The organism is Pseudomonas sp. 3HC3, from assembly GCF_044904505.1.
Classification (GTDB): domain Bacteria; phylum Pseudomonadota; class Gammaproteobacteria; order Pseudomonadales; family Pseudomonadaceae; genus Aquipseudomonas; species Aquipseudomonas putida_Y.
In genome coordinates this window covers 464,754-481,224 of the sequence record NZ_JADDRH010000001.1, presented here as the reverse complement: position 1 = coordinate 481,224, position 16,471 = coordinate 464,754, and the positions used below count along the sequence as shown (strand labels likewise).

Annotated in this window: 12 protein-coding genes; 8 read left to right on the top strand and 4 right to left on the bottom strand. The window is 62.3% G+C overall.

Annotation, left to right across the window (positions count from 1 at the left end):
• Positions 1-36 precede the first annotated feature (36 nt).
• The gene (locus tag INQ47_RS02330) at positions 37-1,161 is read left to right on the top strand and encodes a mechanosensitive ion channel family protein (RefSeq protein WP_404700971.1); all 1,125 of its coding nucleotides are present in this window, start codon (positions 37-39) and stop codon (positions 1,159-1,161) included.
• Between the two features lie 78 nt (positions 1,162-1,239).
• Here INQ47_RS02330 and INQ47_RS02325 read toward each other — a convergent pair whose 3' ends face one another.
• Positions 1,240-4,287, bottom strand: coding sequence for an aminotransferase class III-fold pyridoxal phosphate-dependent enzyme (locus INQ47_RS02325; protein WP_404700970.1), 3,048 nt, complete (start codon positions 4,285-4,287; stop codon positions 1,240-1,242).
• A 144-nt stretch (positions 4,288-4,431) separates the two neighbouring features.
• Between INQ47_RS02325 and INQ47_RS02320 the strand changes: the two genes are divergently transcribed.
• On the top strand, positions 4,432-4,872 hold the full coding sequence (locus INQ47_RS02320) for an Lrp/AsnC family transcriptional regulator (protein WP_021784634.1): 441 nt from the start codon (positions 4,432-4,434) through the stop codon (positions 4,870-4,872).
• 29 nt (positions 4,873-4,901) lie between these two features.
• Here the strand turns inward: INQ47_RS02320 and INQ47_RS02315 are convergent, their stop codons facing one another.
• Complete coding sequence (locus INQ47_RS02315) at positions 4,902-5,519, bottom strand: dTMP kinase (protein ID WP_404700969.1); 618 nt, start codon at positions 5,517-5,519, stop codon at positions 4,902-4,904.
• 225 nt (positions 5,520-5,744) lie between these two features.
• Here INQ47_RS02315 and INQ47_RS02310 point away from each other — a divergent pair, with 225 nt between their 5' ends.
• Positions 5,745-8,288: an HWE histidine kinase domain-containing protein gene (locus INQ47_RS02310; protein WP_404700968.1), complete on the top strand. Its 2,544-nt coding sequence runs from the start codon at positions 5,745-5,747 to the stop codon at positions 8,286-8,288.
• A gap of 125 nt (positions 8,289-8,413) precedes the next feature.
• Here INQ47_RS02310 and INQ47_RS02305 read toward each other — a convergent pair whose 3' ends face one another.
• A complete protein-coding gene (locus INQ47_RS02305; RefSeq protein ID WP_004576806.1) occupies positions 8,414-10,057 on the bottom strand; it encodes an acetolactate synthase large subunit in 1,644 nt (547 codons plus the stop codon).
• A 185-nt stretch (positions 10,058-10,242) separates the two neighbouring features.
• Here INQ47_RS02305 and INQ47_RS02300 point away from each other — a divergent pair, with 185 nt between their 5' ends.
• From INQ47_RS02300 to INQ47_RS02280, 5 genes are all read left to right on the top strand, one after another.
• Entirely contained in the window at positions 10,243-11,124 is an 882-nt protein-coding gene (locus tag INQ47_RS02300; protein ID WP_021783794.1) for a LysR family transcriptional regulator, read from the top strand.
• A gap of 92 nt (positions 11,125-11,216) precedes the next feature.
• Positions 11,217-12,401: an MFS transporter gene (locus INQ47_RS02295; RefSeq protein ID WP_404700967.1), complete on the top strand. Its 1,185-nt coding sequence runs from the start codon at positions 11,217-11,219 to the stop codon at positions 12,399-12,401.
• 62 nt (positions 12,402-12,463) lie between these two features.
• A complete protein-coding gene (locus INQ47_RS02290) occupies positions 12,464-13,315 on the top strand; it encodes a LysR family transcriptional regulator (RefSeq protein WP_404700966.1) in 852 nt (283 codons plus the stop codon).
• Between the two features lie 96 nt (positions 13,316-13,411).
• Complete coding sequence (locus INQ47_RS02285; RefSeq protein ID WP_404700965.1) at positions 13,412-14,407, top strand: aldo/keto reductase; 996 nt, start codon at positions 13,412-13,414, stop codon at positions 14,405-14,407.
• Between the two features lie 93 nt (positions 14,408-14,500).
• Positions 14,501-15,466 carry an endonuclease gene (locus INQ47_RS02280; protein WP_404700964.1) on the top strand — a complete coding sequence of 322 codons (966 nt, stop codon included), beginning with the start codon at positions 14,501-14,503 and terminating at the stop codon, positions 15,464-15,466.
• 41 nt (positions 15,467-15,507) lie between these two features.
• On the opposite strand, the gene INQ47_RS02275 is transcribed toward INQ47_RS02280, so the two are convergent.
• Positions 15,508-16,470: a 2-hydroxyacid dehydrogenase gene (locus INQ47_RS02275; RefSeq protein ID WP_404700963.1), complete on the bottom strand. Its 963-nt coding sequence runs from the start codon at positions 16,468-16,470 to the stop codon at positions 15,508-15,510.
• Position 16,471 lies beyond the last annotated feature (1 nt).

Below are 16,471 nucleotides of genomic sequence, written 5' to 3'. Positions count from 1 at the left end.
AGCACCTTGGCAAATCAACCCAGAGGCGAGGTACTCATGAACGACCGCATCATCGCGTTTTTCAGCGACACCACCGTATTTGGCATCTCCATTCTCAATCTGCTGGTGGCGCTGACAGTCGCCATCGTGACCTTCCTGGTCGCCCGTGCCGCAATCAGTTTCCTGATACGCCGGATACGGCGGTGGTCCGAACACGAAGGCCCATTGAGCCAGGTAATGGCCAAGGTGCTTTCCGGCACCAGCAACTTTCTGTTGTTACTGGCCTCATTGCTGGTGGGTTTGAGCATGCTCGACCTGCCCGAGCGCTGGCTGAGCAGGGTCAGCAGCCTGTGGTTCGTGGTCGCGGCCCTGCAGATTGGCCTGTGGGCCAACCGCGCCATCGGCCTGGGTCTGAGCCGCTACTTCGCCCGCCACCGCACCGACGGCCTGAACCAGGGCAGCGCGCTGGCTACCCTTTCGGCCTGGGGCGCGCGGGTACTGCTGTGGTCTGTGGTGGTGCTGGCGATGCTGTCGAACCTGGGGGTGAACATCACCGCCTTCGTCGCCAGCCTTGGCGTGGGCGGCATCGCAGTGGCGCTGGCTGTGCAGAATATCCTTGGCGACCTGTTCGCTTCGTTGTCGATCGCCGTGGACAAGCCGTTCGAGATCGGTGACTTCATCGTCATCGGGCCCCTGGCGGGCACCGTTGAGCACGTCGGCCTCAAAACCACACGCATCCGCAGCCTCGGCGGCGAACAGATCGTCATGGCCAACGCCAGCATGATCAGCAGCACCATCCAGAATTACAAGCGCCTGCAGGAACGTCGCATCGTGTTTGAGTTCGGGCTTTCCTACGACACGCCCACCGAGGCTGTGAAGAAAGCGCCAGGCATCGTAGAAGACGCCATCAAGACCCAGGAGCAGGCGCGTTTCGATCGCGCTCACCTGCGCGGCTTCGGCAAAGAGGCGCTGGAGTTCGAGTGTGTCTATATCGTCCAAGACCCAGGCTACAACCTGTACATGGACATTCAGCAGGCGATCAACTTCAGGCTGCTGGAGCGGTTCTCGAAGATCGGCGCCAAGTTCGCCGTGCCGGTGCGTGCGATCAAGGTCACGGCATTGCCAGAAGCCTCCGGCCTGCATGGCCAGGCTCGCGAAGGCCTGAGCATCAGAGGCGCTTGATGCTGGCAACCTGCCCGGCTCGCCAGATAGGTGCGCCGCAGGGCGTGCACATGCGCACGCCCTGCCCGCGCTGAAACGCTATTTAAGCGCCGCTGTGAAGCTGTCTTTCAGCACCTCGAGAAGGAAGTCTGCATTGGCCCGGCTGAAAATCATCGAAGGCCGCATTTTCAGCACGTTGTCATGCGGGCCTTCGGTGCCGATCAACACACCACGCTCCCGGGCGCCATCCGCCACTTTTCTGGCCAGGACCGTGGCTGGCGCCTTCGACTGGCGGTCGGTAACCAGCACGACGCCGAGAAACAGGCCCAACCCGCGCACATCACCAATCACGTCGAACTGCTGCTGAAGCTTGCGCAAACCATCGAGCAGGTAATGGCCGACATTCAAGGCGTTTTCTTTCAACTGGTCGCGCTCGATTGCATCGAGCACCGCCAGGCCTACTGCACATGACACTGGGTTACCGGCGAAGGTATTGAAATACTCCATGCCGTTGTTGAAAGCATCGGCAACCTCGCGCGTGGTCACTACCGCCGACATCGGGTGGCCGTTACCAATGGGTTTGCCCATGCTGACGGCATCCGGGACCACGCCCTGGGTCTCGAATGCCCACCAGTGGCTGCCGACCCGGCCAAACCCGACCTGAACCTCATCGGCCAGGCACAGCCCACCTTCGGCTCGCACCATGGCATACACCTCCTCGAGGTAGTGTTCGGGCAAAAACACCTGCCCCGCCACGCTCGGGATCGACTCGGCAATGAAAAACCCGGGGCGCTTGCCTGCCTTGCGCATGGCATCCAGCTGCTCTGCCACCGACTCGGCAAAGCGCTTGCCGTGCGCTTCCACGGGCCAGTGCTCGGGGGCGTAGTAGCTGTCCGGGACCACGGCCTCGTAAACATGCGCCGCCCTGCCCTTGCCCGCCTTGCGCTTGTACTTGTAAGGGCTCAGATCGATCAGTTCCTGCGTGGTGCCGTGGTAGGCCCAATCCAGCACGATCGCCTGATCACTGCCTGTGTAGTTGCGCGCCATACGCAGCATCAGGCTGTTGGCCTCACTCCCCGAGCAGCCAAAGGATGCTACGCAAAGGCCCTTGGGCAAAGTGCCGGTCAGGCGTTCGGCGTATTCGACGATGTTGTCGTGCAGGTAGCGGGTATTGGTGTTGAGCAGCGCAGCCTGGCGGGTCAAGGCTTCGACCACGTCGGGATGACCATGGCCCAGGTGGCAGACGTTGTTGAAGCAGTCCAGGTAGGCCCGCCCGAAGTTGTCGATCAGCCATACGCCATCCCCGCGCACGAACTTGATCGGATCGGTGTACGAAATGGACAGGTTAGGGAGCAGCAGTTCCTTGCGCCTGGCAATGATCTGGGCCTTGGTCATCCCCTGCTGGCTGTAGGTCTCTGGCGGGATACCGGCCAGGGCCGAAGCATCGGGGAACAGGTCGGCCCACGCGTCGCGGTACGCTGGCTCACCCACGCCAATGACCTCGCACGCGCTCAGCCGGGTATCGGTGACCACCTGCAGATGCAGGTGGGGAATCCAGCCGCCGTTCTCGTGATCGCTGCCCATGTAGCCGACCAGGTCGCCGGCTTCGAGCTTGTCACCGACCTGCAAACGGCTGAGCGCCTCGTGGGCCATGTGCCCCCAGAGTGTCAGAAAGGGCGGGCAACCGGGTGGGGTATGCTCAAGCATCACCAGGCCGCCATACCCCAGCGGGCCTGGCTCGACCTCGACGCTTCTGACGGTGCCGGCGATCGGTGCGTACAACGGGGTACCCGCTGGCATCACCAGGTCTACCCCGATATGCAGGGTACGGTGCTGCCCCTTGATGAAGCGAGACTCGAAGGCGCTGTCGGTATAGATGGCACGTATCTCGCCCCATGGTCCGATGGCCAGCGGCACCTTGTGCGCGGCAGAGAATTCGTTCCACCACCGCGTCGCATCTGCCGGGCGCTGCTGGGCCGAGGCGATGGTCATCTCATGGCTGGCATCGCCAAACGGCGCGATCACCTTGTCGAGAATGGCGGCTGACGGGCGCACCAGGTCGGCAAACGACTTGTGGTTGTCGGCAATCCAGCGGCGGACCTCCGCCGCACCTTCGATGGCATCGAAACCACAGGCCTTGCGCAGAATGCCGGTGGCCAATCGTGGGTTCATCGAATCAAGCTGCTCCAGTAGGCGCCAGGCAGGCGCTTCACTGATCGCCAGGTAAGGGTTGTCGTCGGTCTGGTCCTGCCGGGAAGCGGAGAACGTGACGCTGATGACCAAGCGCATGGCTATCAGGTTGAACAACACATCAAGCTCTTGCGCTTGCAACGGGTACTTCTCATGGAAGCCGGCCACCAGCGCAGCCGCAGCGCCGATCGGGTCGTCCATGTCGAGAATGGCGTAGGCGCTGGCGATCGCGACCTCGGCAATCAGAACGGTGTGCACGGCATCGCCAAAATCGATGAAGCCAGTCACGTTTCCGGCCGTTTCGGGATCGACCAGGATGTTCCAGTCGTTGGCGTCGTTGTGGATCACCTGGGCCCGAAGGGACGCCAGCTTCGGCTGTACAGCCTGTTCGAACCGGACGATGAAGCGCTCGGCAATGGCCCGGCGATCAGGGTCCTTGATGCAGTGCAGCCGCGAGCGGGAACGCGCAGCGTGGCGTAAGTCCCAGTACAGGTCGCGGACTGCGCCCGGGTGCATGAAGCCCTGCAGGGCACGGTCAAGTTCACCGAGTGCCTGGCCGAAGTTTCTCATCAGCGCCAGGGAACGACTGGCCTTGGCAAGTGGCGTGCCGGCCAGCCAGCTGACCAGGCGCACGGCGTGCTTTTCACCGGTGCTGCTGGCCACAGACGGCAGGTAGTCGCCAGTCACGCTGGCCCGCAGGTGCGGCACGCCCAAATGCGCGCCATGCACGGCCAGGTGATCGAGTAGCGCGGTTTGAAACTCGCTTTCTACCCTGGGCTCGCTGGCATTGACGATTTTCAGTATCCAGCCTGCATCTACGCCAGTCTCCAGCCGGTAATTGCGATCACGTTCCCCATCCAGGGGCGTTGCAGTGCCGGTGACATTGAAGAAATCTTTTGCAAGGCCCTCTGCATCGCTTGCCGAAAACCGAGGTGCCGGGTGGGAAAGGTCTGTCATATCATCAGGTTCCGAGCGCGCGAATTGTTTTTGCAATAGCTTGTCATGCACCGCCGAAACGGACACCCTGCATACGGTCGGGCGCAACAGGCATTATGCCGGTACCGGCCGGCATAATGACGGCAAGCATATCAAGGAGGTGGAATGCGTGACCTGGACGCTAAAGATCGTGAGATTCTTGAGGTACTTTCGAAGGACGCGCGCATTGCGCTCAAGGCATTAGCCGGCCGCATAGGCCTTTCCAGAAGCGCCACCACCGAGCGGGTAGCCAACCTTGAACGCAGCGGGATCATTCGCGGTTATCGCGCTGACATCGGCGAAATAGACGCCAACGTCATACGCGCCATCTTGCTGGTGACGTTGCAGCGCACGCCTGCCATGGGGTTGCTCGACCAGTTGGCAACGGACGCGCGCGTGCGACGGGTTTCATCGGTGAGCGGTCAGCTTGACCTTGTGGTTGAAGTGGAGACCCGGACGATCGACGACCTCAACCAGGTGCGCGACAACGTGGCACGTCACGAATCGGTGGATGACATCACCACGTCGGTAGTCCTGCGCCGTGACATCGACCGGCAGGGCGCCTGATACCTGCAAAGGCAGTATTCACCCCTGCCTCAGAGGTGTCGAAGCACGCCCTGAATCTCGCGAACGACCTGCCGCGTTGCCTCGTCGACAGTCCCTTCATTGCGGCACAGCACCCAGCCTTGCTCTGCAACTGCACGCTCGAACGCCTCGGTACAGGCAATTTGTTCATCCAGGTTATGGATCACCGTACTGCCCAGCCCACGTGTGCGCGCCGCGGCCCTTGCCCATGAGGTTTCAGGCGTTGTGACCACCGCGACATGCAGATCGGGTACTTGCACGTTCCGTTCGAGGTTCAGGCGCAGGATCTTGTCAAACGGCACTGTGCGGCGAAACGCGGCGTCAGAGGGGTACCAGCGATCAATCAGGATGATGCTGTCAGCGGGCTGCCTGGGCAGTACATGCCGGGAAATCCAGGCGCGGCTTTCAGCGAGGCGCTCGCAAACCTTGAACTCAAGGTCCTGGCAAGGGCTTCTGGAGAGCTGGTTGACCAAGGCCATGGTCTCGCCCCGGTGAGGGTCATTCTTTCTTTCGCAGAGGCGGATCACCTTGTTCCCGTCCAGCCGCAAGGCTTGAGTGACGGCCTCCAGCAGCGTGGTCTTGCCGGTACCCTTGGGCCCATCGATGGAAATAAACAGTGGGCGGTTCATCTTGCAATACCAGTTGGCTCAAGCGCGGGATGAGACCATTGATCGCAGCTTGCCTTCAAGCGATTCTCGACAAGAGCACATCTGTACTCCAAAGCTGACTCATCAGCAGCAGCGCACTGCCCTGGACTGGAGCGGCCCGCCATCCCCAAGGCGTGCAATGCCTGCTAGGCTGACGCACGATGGCGGACCTGCTGCCCGCCTCCCCTTACCCACAGGCACGGGCCAATGACCTACGACCCCCAAGTTAACCTGACCAACTGCGACCGGGAGCCCATCCAGATTCCCGGGAGCATCCAGCCCCATGGCTGCCTGCTGGCCTGTGATGCCTCGGCGACCGTGGTGCTGCGCCATTCGGTCAACGCCCCACAAGTGCTGGGTGTAACAAACGATATCAATGGTCAGAAACTGCACGCGGTGCTGGGCGACGAGGTCGCGCATACGCTTCGCAACGCACTTGCCCGTACCCGGGACGCCTCGCGGCCCGCGCTCAGTTTCGGCGTGAAGCTGCCCAACGGCGAGGCCGTCGACATCACCGCCCACTTGTACAAAGGCACGGCAATCCTCGAATTCGAACCCGCCGGCGCGAGCATCGCCGAACCGATCGAGCTCGCCCGCACGCTGATTGCCCAACTGCGCGAAATCGACCAGACCAGCAAGCTGTTCCGCGACGCCGCCCGTTTTGTCAGGGCGGTGCTCGGTTACGACCGGGTAATGATCTACCAGCTGGGAGCAGACGGCGCCGGCAAGGTGGTTGCCGAGGCCAAGCGTGGCGACCTCGAGAGCTTCATGGGCCAGTACTTCCCGGCCTCCGATATCCCCCAGCAGGCCCGCGCGCTCTACCTGCGCAACCCGATCCGGGTAATCTCCGACGCCCAGTTCAAAACGGTCGCCATCCACCCGGTGCTCGACCCCTCGGGCGAACCGCTCGACCTGTCCTACGCGCACCTGCGCAGCGTCTCGCCGATCCATTGCGAATACCTGTGCAACATGGGCGTGGGCGCCTCGATGTCGATTTCCGTCATCGTCAACGGCGAGCTGTGGGGAATGATTGCCTGCCATCACTACGCACCGCGCACGCTGGCCATGGGGCAACGTGTGGCCGCCGAAATGTTCGGTGAGTTCTTCTCCCTGCATATCGAGACCCTGCGTAGCCGGCAAAAACTCGAAGCCGCCGTGCGCATCCACAAAGCGCTGGACAGCATGCTGCGCGACGCCAACCAGGCTGCGGACATCGATGGGTTTTTCCACGCACGCCTGCCCCGGTTGATGTCGCTGATTCCCTGCGACGGCATCGGCATGTCACTGCTAGGCCGCTGGTCGTCCGCAGGGCTGGCGCCGCCCCAAACGGCCGTGCCTGATCTGCTGCGCCTGGCAGACATGGTCAGCGAAGGCCGAATCTGGGCGTCCAATCGCCTGTCGACAGTGCTCCCGTCGGCCCAGGCGTATTTTAATGATGTGTCGGGTGTGCTGATCATCCCGATGTCGCAACACCCAAGGGATTACTTGATCTTCTTCCGCAAGGAGGTGGTCGAGACACTCGACTGGGCCGGGGACCCGAACAAGACCTATGACAGCGGCGCGTTGGGCGACCGCCTGACGCCACGCAAAAGCTTCGCCATCTGGAAAGAAACCGTTCACCAGCAATCGCTACCCTGGACCGAGCAGGACCGCCAGTTTGGCGATGCCGTCCGTACCGCTATCGTAGAAGTGGTGCTGCACAACAGCGAGCTGCTCGCCAGTGAACGCGCCAAGGCTGAAGTGCGCCAGCGCATGCTCAACGAAGAGCTCAACCACAGGGTCAAGAACATCCTGTCGCTGATTGGTGCGCTGGTTGCCCATCCGACCCCGGAGAGCCAGACCCTGCAGGACTATGTGGCAACGCTGAAAGGGCGTATCCAGGCATTGTCGTTGGCCCACGACCAGGTGGTGCGTGGTGACGGTGGCGGGCGCCTGACGAATCTGCTGGAGGCCGAGCTTTCGCCCTATCGCACGGCTGCCAGCGTGATCGAATTGCAGGGCCCGAACGTCATCCTCGATGCGCGCGCGTACTCGGTCATGGCGCTGGTGCTGCACGAACTGGCCACCAACGCGGCCAAGTACGGTGCGCTATCGCGGGCCGGCGGCAAGCTTTCAGTGAGCTGGGCAATCGACGCCACCCACGCCTGTGCCATCAATTGGCGGGAAAGTGGTGGGCCAACGGTACGCCCGCCCAGCCGCAGCGGCTTCGGCACGGTGCTGATCGACCGCAGCATCCCGTTCGACCTGGGTGGCACCAGCACGGTGGAATATCACCCCGAAGGCCTGCAAGGCTTTTTCAGAATCCCGGCCAAGCACCTTTCCGTAGCCGAAGCGCCAGAAACCGCTCTCCCGGCCACGCCTCTGGCCCATGCAAACGGTGCCTTTTCAGCGTGCTCGGGGTTGCGTGTGCTGATACTCGAGGATCAACTGGTGATCGCAGTAGGCCTGGAGCAAATCCTCAATGATGCGCAAATCAAGGACGTGATCACCGCCAGCTCCGAGGACCAAGCCATGCAACTGCTTGGCAGCCACACACCGGACGCGGCAATACTGGACGTCAACCTGGGCACCGGAACCTCCATTTCCGTAGCGGATGAACTGGTTCGCCGGCAGGTCCCATTCCTCTTTGCCACCGGCTATGGCGAAGGCATCAGCATTCCCGAGCATTTGCAGCATGTGCCCGTCGCGCGCAAGCCTTATGACGCCAATGCCATTCTGGCCAGCCTGCAAGGCCTGCTTGATCTGGGGTGAGTGGGATACAGAGGCAGCCTTGTGCCATGAAAAAGCCCGTAAAGCCGACATATCACTGTCAGCTATACGGGCCTTTTGCAGCGCAATGCCGCCCCTGAAAAAGGACGGCGCCGGCCTGTCAGGGCTTACACCGCCAGGGCGCGCTCACGCAGCTCGCTGTTGAGGATGCGGTCGTTCTCGCTGTAATCGACCGGGCAGTCGATCACGTGCACGCCCGGGGTCTTGATGCAGTGCTCCAGCAGCGGCAGCAGGCCTTCGGCACTTTCCACGCGGTGGCCGTTGGCGCCGTAGGCTTCGGCATATTTGACGAAGTCCGGGTTGCCGTAGTCCAGGCCGAAGTCGGTGAAGCCCATGTTGGCCTGCTTCCAGCGGATCATGCCGTAGCCGTCGTCACGCAGGATCACCACGGTGATGTGCATGCCCAGACGTACTGCAGTTTCCAGTTCCTGGCTGTTCATCATGAAGCCGCCGTCGCCACACACCGAGATTACCGGGCGGTCCGGGTGCACCAGGTGCGCAGCCATTGCCGATGGCAGGCCGGCGCCCATGGTCGCCAGGGCGTTGTCCAGCAGTACGGTGTTCGGCTTGTGCGCCTTGTAGTTGCGGGCGAACCAGATCTTGTAGATGCCGTTGTCCAGGGCGACGATGCCTTCGGACGGCAATACACGACGGATGTCAGCGACCATGCGCTGCGGGTAGACCGGGAAGCGGTCGTCGTCGGCGCCTTCGGCGATCTGTGCTTCGTTGGCTTCACGGATGGCCATCAGGCGGGTGAAGTCCCAGTGCGAAGTGTCGTTCAGTGCTTCACTGATCTGCCACACGGCGTTGGCGATGTCGCCGATCACTTCCACCTGCGGGAAGTACACGGCATCGACTTCGGCAGAGCGGAAGTTGATGTGGATGACTTCGGTGCCGCCACGGACCATGAAGAACGGTGGCTTCTCGATCACATCGTGGCCGATGTTGATGATCAGGTCGGCGGCTTCGACGGCGCGGTGCACGAAGTCACCGGACGACAGGGCAGCGTTACCCAAGAAGCGCGGGTGGCGCTCGTCGACCACACCTTTACCCATTTGGGTGGTGATGAACGGGATGCCAGTCTTGTCGATCAGTTGCTTGAGGACCTTGGCGGTCATCTTGCGGTTGGCGCCGGCACCGATCACCAGGATCGGGTTACGCGCGTTCTGCAGTTTTTCTACAGCGGCTTCGATGGCCACGTGCTCGGCCAGCGGGCGGCGGTGCAGGCTGCGCGGGATCGGCAGCGCGTCGGTCTGCTCGGCGGCGATGTCTTCCGGCAACTCCAGGTGCACCGCACCCGGCTTTTCTTCTTCGGCCAGGCGGAAGGCTTCGCGCATGCGGGCCGGGATGTTGTCGGCCGAGGCGAACTGGTGGGTGTACTTGGTGATGGGGTCCATCATGCCGCATACGTCAATGATCTGGAAGCGACCCTGCTTGGACTTCTTGATCGGCTTCTGCCCGGTGATCATCATCATCGGCATGCCGCCCAGGTAGGCGTAGGCGCTGGCGGTCACGAGGTTGGTGGCACCAGGGCCGAGGGTCGACAGGCTGACGCCGGTCTTGCCGGTCAAGCGACCGTAGGTGGCAGCCATGAAACCTGCAGACTGCTCGTGACGGGTCAGTACCAGCTTGATCTTCGACTTGCGCAGGGATTCGAGCAGGTCGAGGTTTTCCTCACCGGGGATGCCGAATACATACTCGACACCTTCATTTTCCAGGCATTGCACAACGACATCGGCGGCCTTGGCCATTTGGGGTACTACCTCAAAATCTTTGTGGGATTGCAGATTTATTAAACTGCGTGACTGAGATGTTGCAGGATGTCTCAGTGGCGCGCATCGTAGGCCCTCTGGTTAATAATAATAAATATATTGTTATGATGCTTAGCATCACAGTTCGTTATAAATGCATCTCGCATGAAAGGTAGCACCCCTCAATGAACCTCAAGGCATTGCGCTGCTGTGTCGAAATCGTCCGCCAAGGCAGCTTCACCAAGGCCGCGCAGCACCTGCACATCGCCCAGCCAGCGCTGAGCATGGCCGTTACCCGGCTGGAAGAAGAACTGGGGGTAACCCTGTTCAACCGCACCACGCGCAAAGTGATTCTCACGGCAGAGGGCGAGCAGTTCTTGCCGCGCATTGCCTCCGCCCTGCGCGAAATGGACATTGCCCGACAAGAACTGCGCGACATGGCCGACCTCAAGCGTGGTGAAGTGCGCCTGGGTATTCCGCCGATGTTCGGCCTGCACTACGTCCCCGGGTTGATGAACGCCTTCCGCCAGCTGTACCCGGGCATTGCCATGACCGTGTTCGAAGGCAGTGCCGAGGACATTGGCCACCGCCTGGAGCAACGGGAAATCGACCTGGCGCTGCTGGAGTCCCGGCGTGTGCCGCCCGACAAGGAGTCGATCCTGCTGGGCAGCGACGAGATGCTGGCGTGCATGCACCCTGATCACCCCTATGCCGGCAAAGCCTTCCTCACCGCCGAAGACCTGCGCAATACCGACATGGTGGTGTTTGATCGCACCTTCGTTCAACGCCATCTTCTGGATGCGTTCTTCGCCGAACATGGCATTACTTACCAGGTGGCGCTACAGAGCAACTTCGTCTCGCTGGTGGTGCAGGCCGCGCTGGACAACATGGGGGTGGCGACCTTGCTGCGCTCGGTGCAGCAACGTACGCCAGGTATCGTCGGTGTGCCCTTCCGGCCGGCACAGCAAATGAGTTTCCGCTTGTGCTGGCGCTCGGGGGAATACCTGTCGCTGGCCAGCAAGCGGTTCATCGACTTTGCTGCACAGACGCATTACCTGGAGCGCTGAGGGCCAGTTGGGGGCAGCGTCCTCGACGTTGCAGCCATCGATTGACTATCATCCCGCCTTGAACGTTTCAGCATGTTTCAATAGGGATACAGATGTCAGTCCAGGAACGCCCCCCGCTACCCAGTAAAAGCACCGTCGCCAAGATGGAAGCCGCCATGGCACTGGGCAGCTTTGCCATCGGCACCGGCGAATTCGCCATCATGGGCCTGATGCCCGACATTGCCGGCAATTTGCAGTTGAGCGAGCCGCAGGTAGGCCACGCCATCAGCGCCTATGCGCTGGGGGTGATGGTTGGCGCCCCGACACTGGCCATTCTCGGTGCCAAACTGTTGCGCAAGCACATGCTGCTGCTGTTGATGCTGCTGTATGCCGTGGGCAACCTGGCCACTGCCTTTGCCCCCTCGTTCGGTGGCCTGGTCGCATTCCGTTTCATCAGCGGCCTGCCCCACGGCGCCTACTTCGGCATTGCCGCAGTGGTGGCCTCGAGCATGGTGGCCAAGGATCAGCGCGCGGGGGCGGTTGCCCGGGTGATGATGGGCCTGACCTTGGCCATGTTGCTCGGCAACCCGGTTGCCACCTTCCTGGGCCAGTACTTCGGCTGGCGTTCGGCATTCGTGCTGGTCGGCGCGATCGCCCTGTGCACCATCGCCCTGGTCTGGCGTTTCGTGCCCCAGCGCCACGACGAAACACGCAGCGACCCGCGCAAGGAGCTACAGGCCTTTGCCCTCCCACAGGTATGGATGGCGCTGGCCATTGCCTCGATAGGTTTTGCCGGCATGTTCTGCGTGTTCAGCTACCTGGCACCGACCATGCTGCAAGTGACCCAGGTGTCGCCACAGTGGATTCCGTTCGGGCTGGCGGCGTTCGGCGTGGGCGGCATCGTCGGCAACATCGCGGGCGGCAAGCTGTTCGACCGCCTGCAGTTCCGCGCCGTGGGGCTGGTACTGATGTGGTCGATTGCCGTATTGCTGTTCTTTACCTTCGCCGCCCAGGCGCTGTGGAGCCTGCTACTCGGCATCGGCCTGGTGGGCACCATGATCGCCCTGGCGGCACCGCTACAAATTCGCCTCATGGACATTGCCCATGAAGCGCCAAGCCTGGCAGCGGCGTCGAACCATGCGGCGTTCAACCTGGCCAATGCCCTGGGGCCATGGCTGGGAGGCATGGCGATCACTGCCGGCATGGGCTGGACCAGCACCGGGTACATCGGCGCCGCGACTGCGCTGGTTGGCCTGGGCATCTACCTGGTGGCGCGGCGGATGAAAGGCGGGCATTGAAGCCGGCCTGGTAATAAACGGTTACCCTACCCCGTTATGCACCCGCCACTGCCGAGTCATTCATGTTCGATTGGGAAGACCTGCGCCATTTCTCCGCCTTCAGCTCGGCCGGCTCGCTGTCGGCCGCCGCCAAGACCCTGGGTGTCGACCACGCCACCGTGGCTCGGCGCATCGCCTCGCTCGAAGCTTCGCTCAAGCTCAAGCTCGTCGACCGGCGCCCCCGCGCCTATGCCCTCACCCACGAAGGCCAGCGTGTGGCGGAACTCGCCGAGCAGATGGCCATGTCCTCTTTTGCCCTGGAGCATTTCGCCAGCGCCGGCCAACAGGCAGTGGAAGGTGAAGTGGTGCTCTCGGCACCACCGGCGCTGCTGGGCAGTATCGTCGCCCGGCGCCTGGGCGAGCTCTACCAGCGCTACCCACAGCTGCGCCTGAAACTGGTAGGCAGCAAATCCAAGGCATCCCTGGCCCGCCGCGAAGCGGACATCAGCATCGCCCTGGCCAGGCCGACAGAGCCAACTCTGGTGGTCAGCCTGCTGGGGCACCTGGATTACCGGCTGTACGCGTCGCCCGGTTACCTGGCCTGCGCAACGGCAAAGCGCTACATCGGCTACGACGAGTCCCAGGCCCGTTCACCACAACAGCTATGGCTCAACCTCCAGGCCGGCCAGCAGCCGTTCGCATTGCACAGCAATGACCTGCGCATCCAGGCCCAAGCCTGTGCCGGCGGCATCGGCATCGCCTGCCTGCCCGCGTTCATGGCACAGGAACACGGCCTGAAGGAAGCAGGCAGCGCCGAACAGACCATGAGCATCGAAATCTGGCTGGCAGTGCATGAAGATGTGCGCGCCACACCGCGGATCAAGGCGGTTACCGACTTCCTTCAGCAGCAGGTGCGGCCGATGCTACGCTTGTGAATTCTTGCAGATGGCGCCTGCATCAATACGGAATTTTCGCCCAAGCCTGCCAGCGTTAGGCTAACTCCATCACTCACGCCCTTGAAGGAGACGACGATGCAGTACGTAAAGCTGGGTAGCACCGGGCTGGACATTTCAAGGCTGTGCCTGGGCTGCATGACCTTCGGTGAACCCGACGCCGGCACTCACCCCTGGACCTTGGGCGAAGACGCCAGCCGGCCGATCATTCGCCATGCCGTCGAGCAAGGCATCAACTTCTTCGACACTGCCAACAGCTATTCCGCCGGCACCTCGGAAATCATCCTCGGCAAACTCCTGAGGGAGTTTACCCGCCGCGAAGAAACCGTGATCGCCACCAAGGTGTTCTTCCCTGCCAACATGTGGGAAGGCGCCAGCCGGCCCAATGAGCAAGGCTTGTCACGCAAGGCGATCATGGCCAACATCGACGCCAGCCTCAGCCACCTGGGCACAGACTACGTCGACCTGTACCAGATCCACCGCTGGGACTACCACACTCCCATCGAGGAAACCATGGAAGCCCTGCATGATGTGGTCAAGGCCGGCAAGGCGCGCTACATCGGCGCATCGTCGATGTATGCCTGGCAGTTCGCCAAGGCGCAACAGGTAGCCGCCAGCCACGGCTGGAGCCGCTTTGTGTCGATGCAGAACTACCTCAACCTGATCTACCGCGAAGAAGAGCGAGAGATGATTCCGCTGTGCCTGGATCAAGGCGTCGGCCTGATGCCTTGGAGCCCCATGGCGCGCGGCCGCCTGACCCGGCCGCATGGGCAGCAGACCGAGCGCACGCGCACCGATGTGTCCGGGCAGTCGTTCTATGAAAAGACCGAGGTGGAGGACGGCCGGGTAATCGATGTGGTCGAGCAGATCGCCAACGAACGGGGTGTGCCGATGGCCCAGGTTGCGCTGGCCTGGGTGCTGGGTAAGGCCGGCGTTAGCGCCCCTATCGTCGGCGCCTCGAAGCCCGCCCACCTGGACGATGCCCTGGGCGCACTGTCACTGCAACTGAGCGAGGACGAGGTGGCGCGCTTGCAGGCCCCTTACGTTCCCCACGCGGTCACCGGCTTCAAGTAGCGCGGGCTTGCAGCAGTTGGTATGGCTCCGCGAGCTGGTCAGCCTCGCGGAAACCATTACAATGCGCGGCCCAACCTGAAATATGTTTTCCCCATGAAATCACTGCTTTACGCCATAACCTTATTATTTTCCTTTACCCTCCCCGCCTTGGCCAACCCGCCGGCCACCTTCACCGAAGCCAAAGTGGTGGCTAAGCAAAAGGTCTACCTGGACCAGGCCAGCAGTGCCATGGGCGACCTGTACTGCGGGTGCAAATGGACCTGGGTGGGCAAGTCTGGCGGGCGCATCGATGCCGCCTCGTGTGGTTACCAAACGCGCAAGCAGCAGAACCGCGCCGAGCGTACCGAGTGGGAACACATCGTGCCCGCCCACACCTTCGGCAACCAGCGCCAGTGCTGGAAGAACGGCGGCCGTGAGCACTGCGTGGACAACGACCCGGTGTTCCGCGCAATGGAGGCCGACCTGTTCAACCTTTACCCCGCCGTGGGTGAGGTCAACGGTGACCGCAGCAACTTCAACTACGGCATGGTCACTGGCAATGCCGGCGAATACGGCCAATGCACCACCAAGGTCGATTTCGTCCAGCGCACCGCCGAACCGCGTGACGAAGTCAAAGGCCTGGTAGCCCGCACCACGTTCTACATGTTCGACCGCTACAAGCTGAGCATGTCGCGCCAACAGCAACAGCTACTGATGGCCTGGGACAAGCAACACCCGGTGTCGGCCTGGGAGAAAGAACGCGATCGGCGCATTGCCGCGATCATGGGCCATACCAACCCGTTTGTAAGCGGCGAACGCAAGTGGACTGCCGGCTACAAGCCGGTTGGCAGCGGCGTGGTACAGGCGGTGCCGGTAAAAGCGGCCAAGCCTGAGGCCAAACCAAGCCTGGCCAGCGCCGGTTCGGTCGGCGCCGTGCTTGGCAACCGCAACAGCCACGTCTATCACCTGTCAGTCGGCTGCCCGGGCTACAACCAGGTTGCAGCGAAGAACCAGGTTTCCTTCGCTAACGAAGGTGAAGCGCAGGCAGCAGGCTATCGCAAGGCAGGTAACTGCCGCTGATCGTTTCAAAGGCTGCGCGGCCCTTGTGGCAGGGGCGCGCGTCAGCCGTTGACCAGGTTTGCCGGCCGCTCACCGGCCAGCGCGCTGAGCAGGTTGTCCACCGCGCAACGCGCCATGGCCTGGCGGGTTTCCTCGGTCGCCGAGCCGATATGCGGGGTCGCTACCACGTTATCGAGCTGCAACAGTGGCGAGTCGGTCGGCAGCGGCTCGTGCACGAACACGTCCAACCCCGCACCGCGGATGCGCCTGGCCCGCAGCGCTTCGATCAGCGCCTGCTCATCCACCACACGCCCGCGTGAGATGTTCACCAGGATTGCCTCAGGCTTCATCAACGCGAGCTCCCGCGCGCCTATCAGGCCTTCGGTGCTGGCGCTCAATGGTACCGTCAGGCAAACGAAGTCTGCCTGCTGCAACAGCTCATCCAGGCTGCACTGGCATGCGGCATAGCGTGCTTCCACCTCCGGCTTGGCACGCTGGCTGTGATACAGCACGCGCATGCCAAAACCAGCGGCCGCGCGCCGGGCCAGGGCCTCGCCAATGCGGCCCATGCCGACGATGCCTAGCGTCTTGCCGTGTACATCACTGCCAAAATGCGCCGGCCCCAGGTTGGCCTGCCAGCGGCCGTCACGCACCCAGTTCGCCAGCTCCACCACCCGCCTGGCGGTAGCCAGGATCAAGGCAAAGCCTGTGTCGGCGGTGGTTTCGGTCAACACGTCGGGCGTGTTGGTGAGCATCACACCACGCCTGCTGAGTTCAGCAATATCGTAGTTGTCCACGCCTACCGAAACGCTCGACACCACTTCCAGTTGCGGGGCAAGGTCGAGCAGGCTGGCATCCAGGCGCAGGCTGGCCCCCAGCAACCCGTGGGCCCCCGGCAGCGCATCGCGCAGGCGGGCCAGGCCATCGGGCTGGGTGGTATCCACCCAGGTCACCTCGACGCGATCTTGCAGGCGTGCCATCAAGTCGTCGGACAGGCGTTTATACAGGACGATTCGCTTCTTCATT

What these genes read in the sequence shown, in the direction of transcription:
- INQ47_RS02330 (WP_404700971.1), top strand. Translation starts at nt 37, where the DNA reads ATGAACGACCGCATCATCGCGTTTTTCAGCGACACCACCGTATTTGGC.
- INQ47_RS02325 (WP_404700970.1), bottom strand. Translation starts at nt 4,287, where the DNA reads ATGACAGACCTTTCCCACCCGGCACCTCGGTTTTCGGCAAGCGATGCA.
- INQ47_RS02320 (WP_021784634.1), top strand. Translation starts at nt 4,432, where the DNA reads ATGCGTGACCTGGACGCTAAAGATCGTGAGATTCTTGAGGTACTTTCG.
- INQ47_RS02315 (WP_404700969.1), bottom strand. Translation starts at nt 5,519, where the DNA reads ATGAACCGCCCACTGTTTATTTCCATCGATGGGCCCAAGGGTACCGGC.
- INQ47_RS02310 (WP_404700968.1), top strand. Translation starts at nt 5,745, where the DNA reads ATGACCTACGACCCCCAAGTTAACCTGACCAACTGCGACCGGGAGCCC.
- INQ47_RS02305 (WP_004576806.1), bottom strand. Translation starts at nt 10,057, where the DNA reads ATGGCCAAGGCCGCCGATGTCGTTGTGCAATGCCTGGAAAATGAAGGT.
- INQ47_RS02300 (WP_021783794.1), top strand. Translation starts at nt 10,243, where the DNA reads ATGAACCTCAAGGCATTGCGCTGCTGTGTCGAAATCGTCCGCCAAGGC.
- INQ47_RS02295 (WP_404700967.1), top strand. Translation starts at nt 11,217, where the DNA reads ATGTCAGTCCAGGAACGCCCCCCGCTACCCAGTAAAAGCACCGTCGCC.
- INQ47_RS02290 (WP_404700966.1), top strand. Translation starts at nt 12,464, where the DNA reads ATGTTCGATTGGGAAGACCTGCGCCATTTCTCCGCCTTCAGCTCGGCC.
- INQ47_RS02285 (WP_404700965.1), top strand. Translation starts at nt 13,412, where the DNA reads ATGCAGTACGTAAAGCTGGGTAGCACCGGGCTGGACATTTCAAGGCTG.
- INQ47_RS02280 (WP_404700964.1), top strand. Translation starts at nt 14,501, where the DNA reads ATGAAATCACTGCTTTACGCCATAACCTTATTATTTTCCTTTACCCTC.
- INQ47_RS02275 (WP_404700963.1), bottom strand. Translation starts at nt 16,470, where the DNA reads ATGAAGAAGCGAATCGTCCTGTATAAACGCCTGTCCGACGACTTGATG.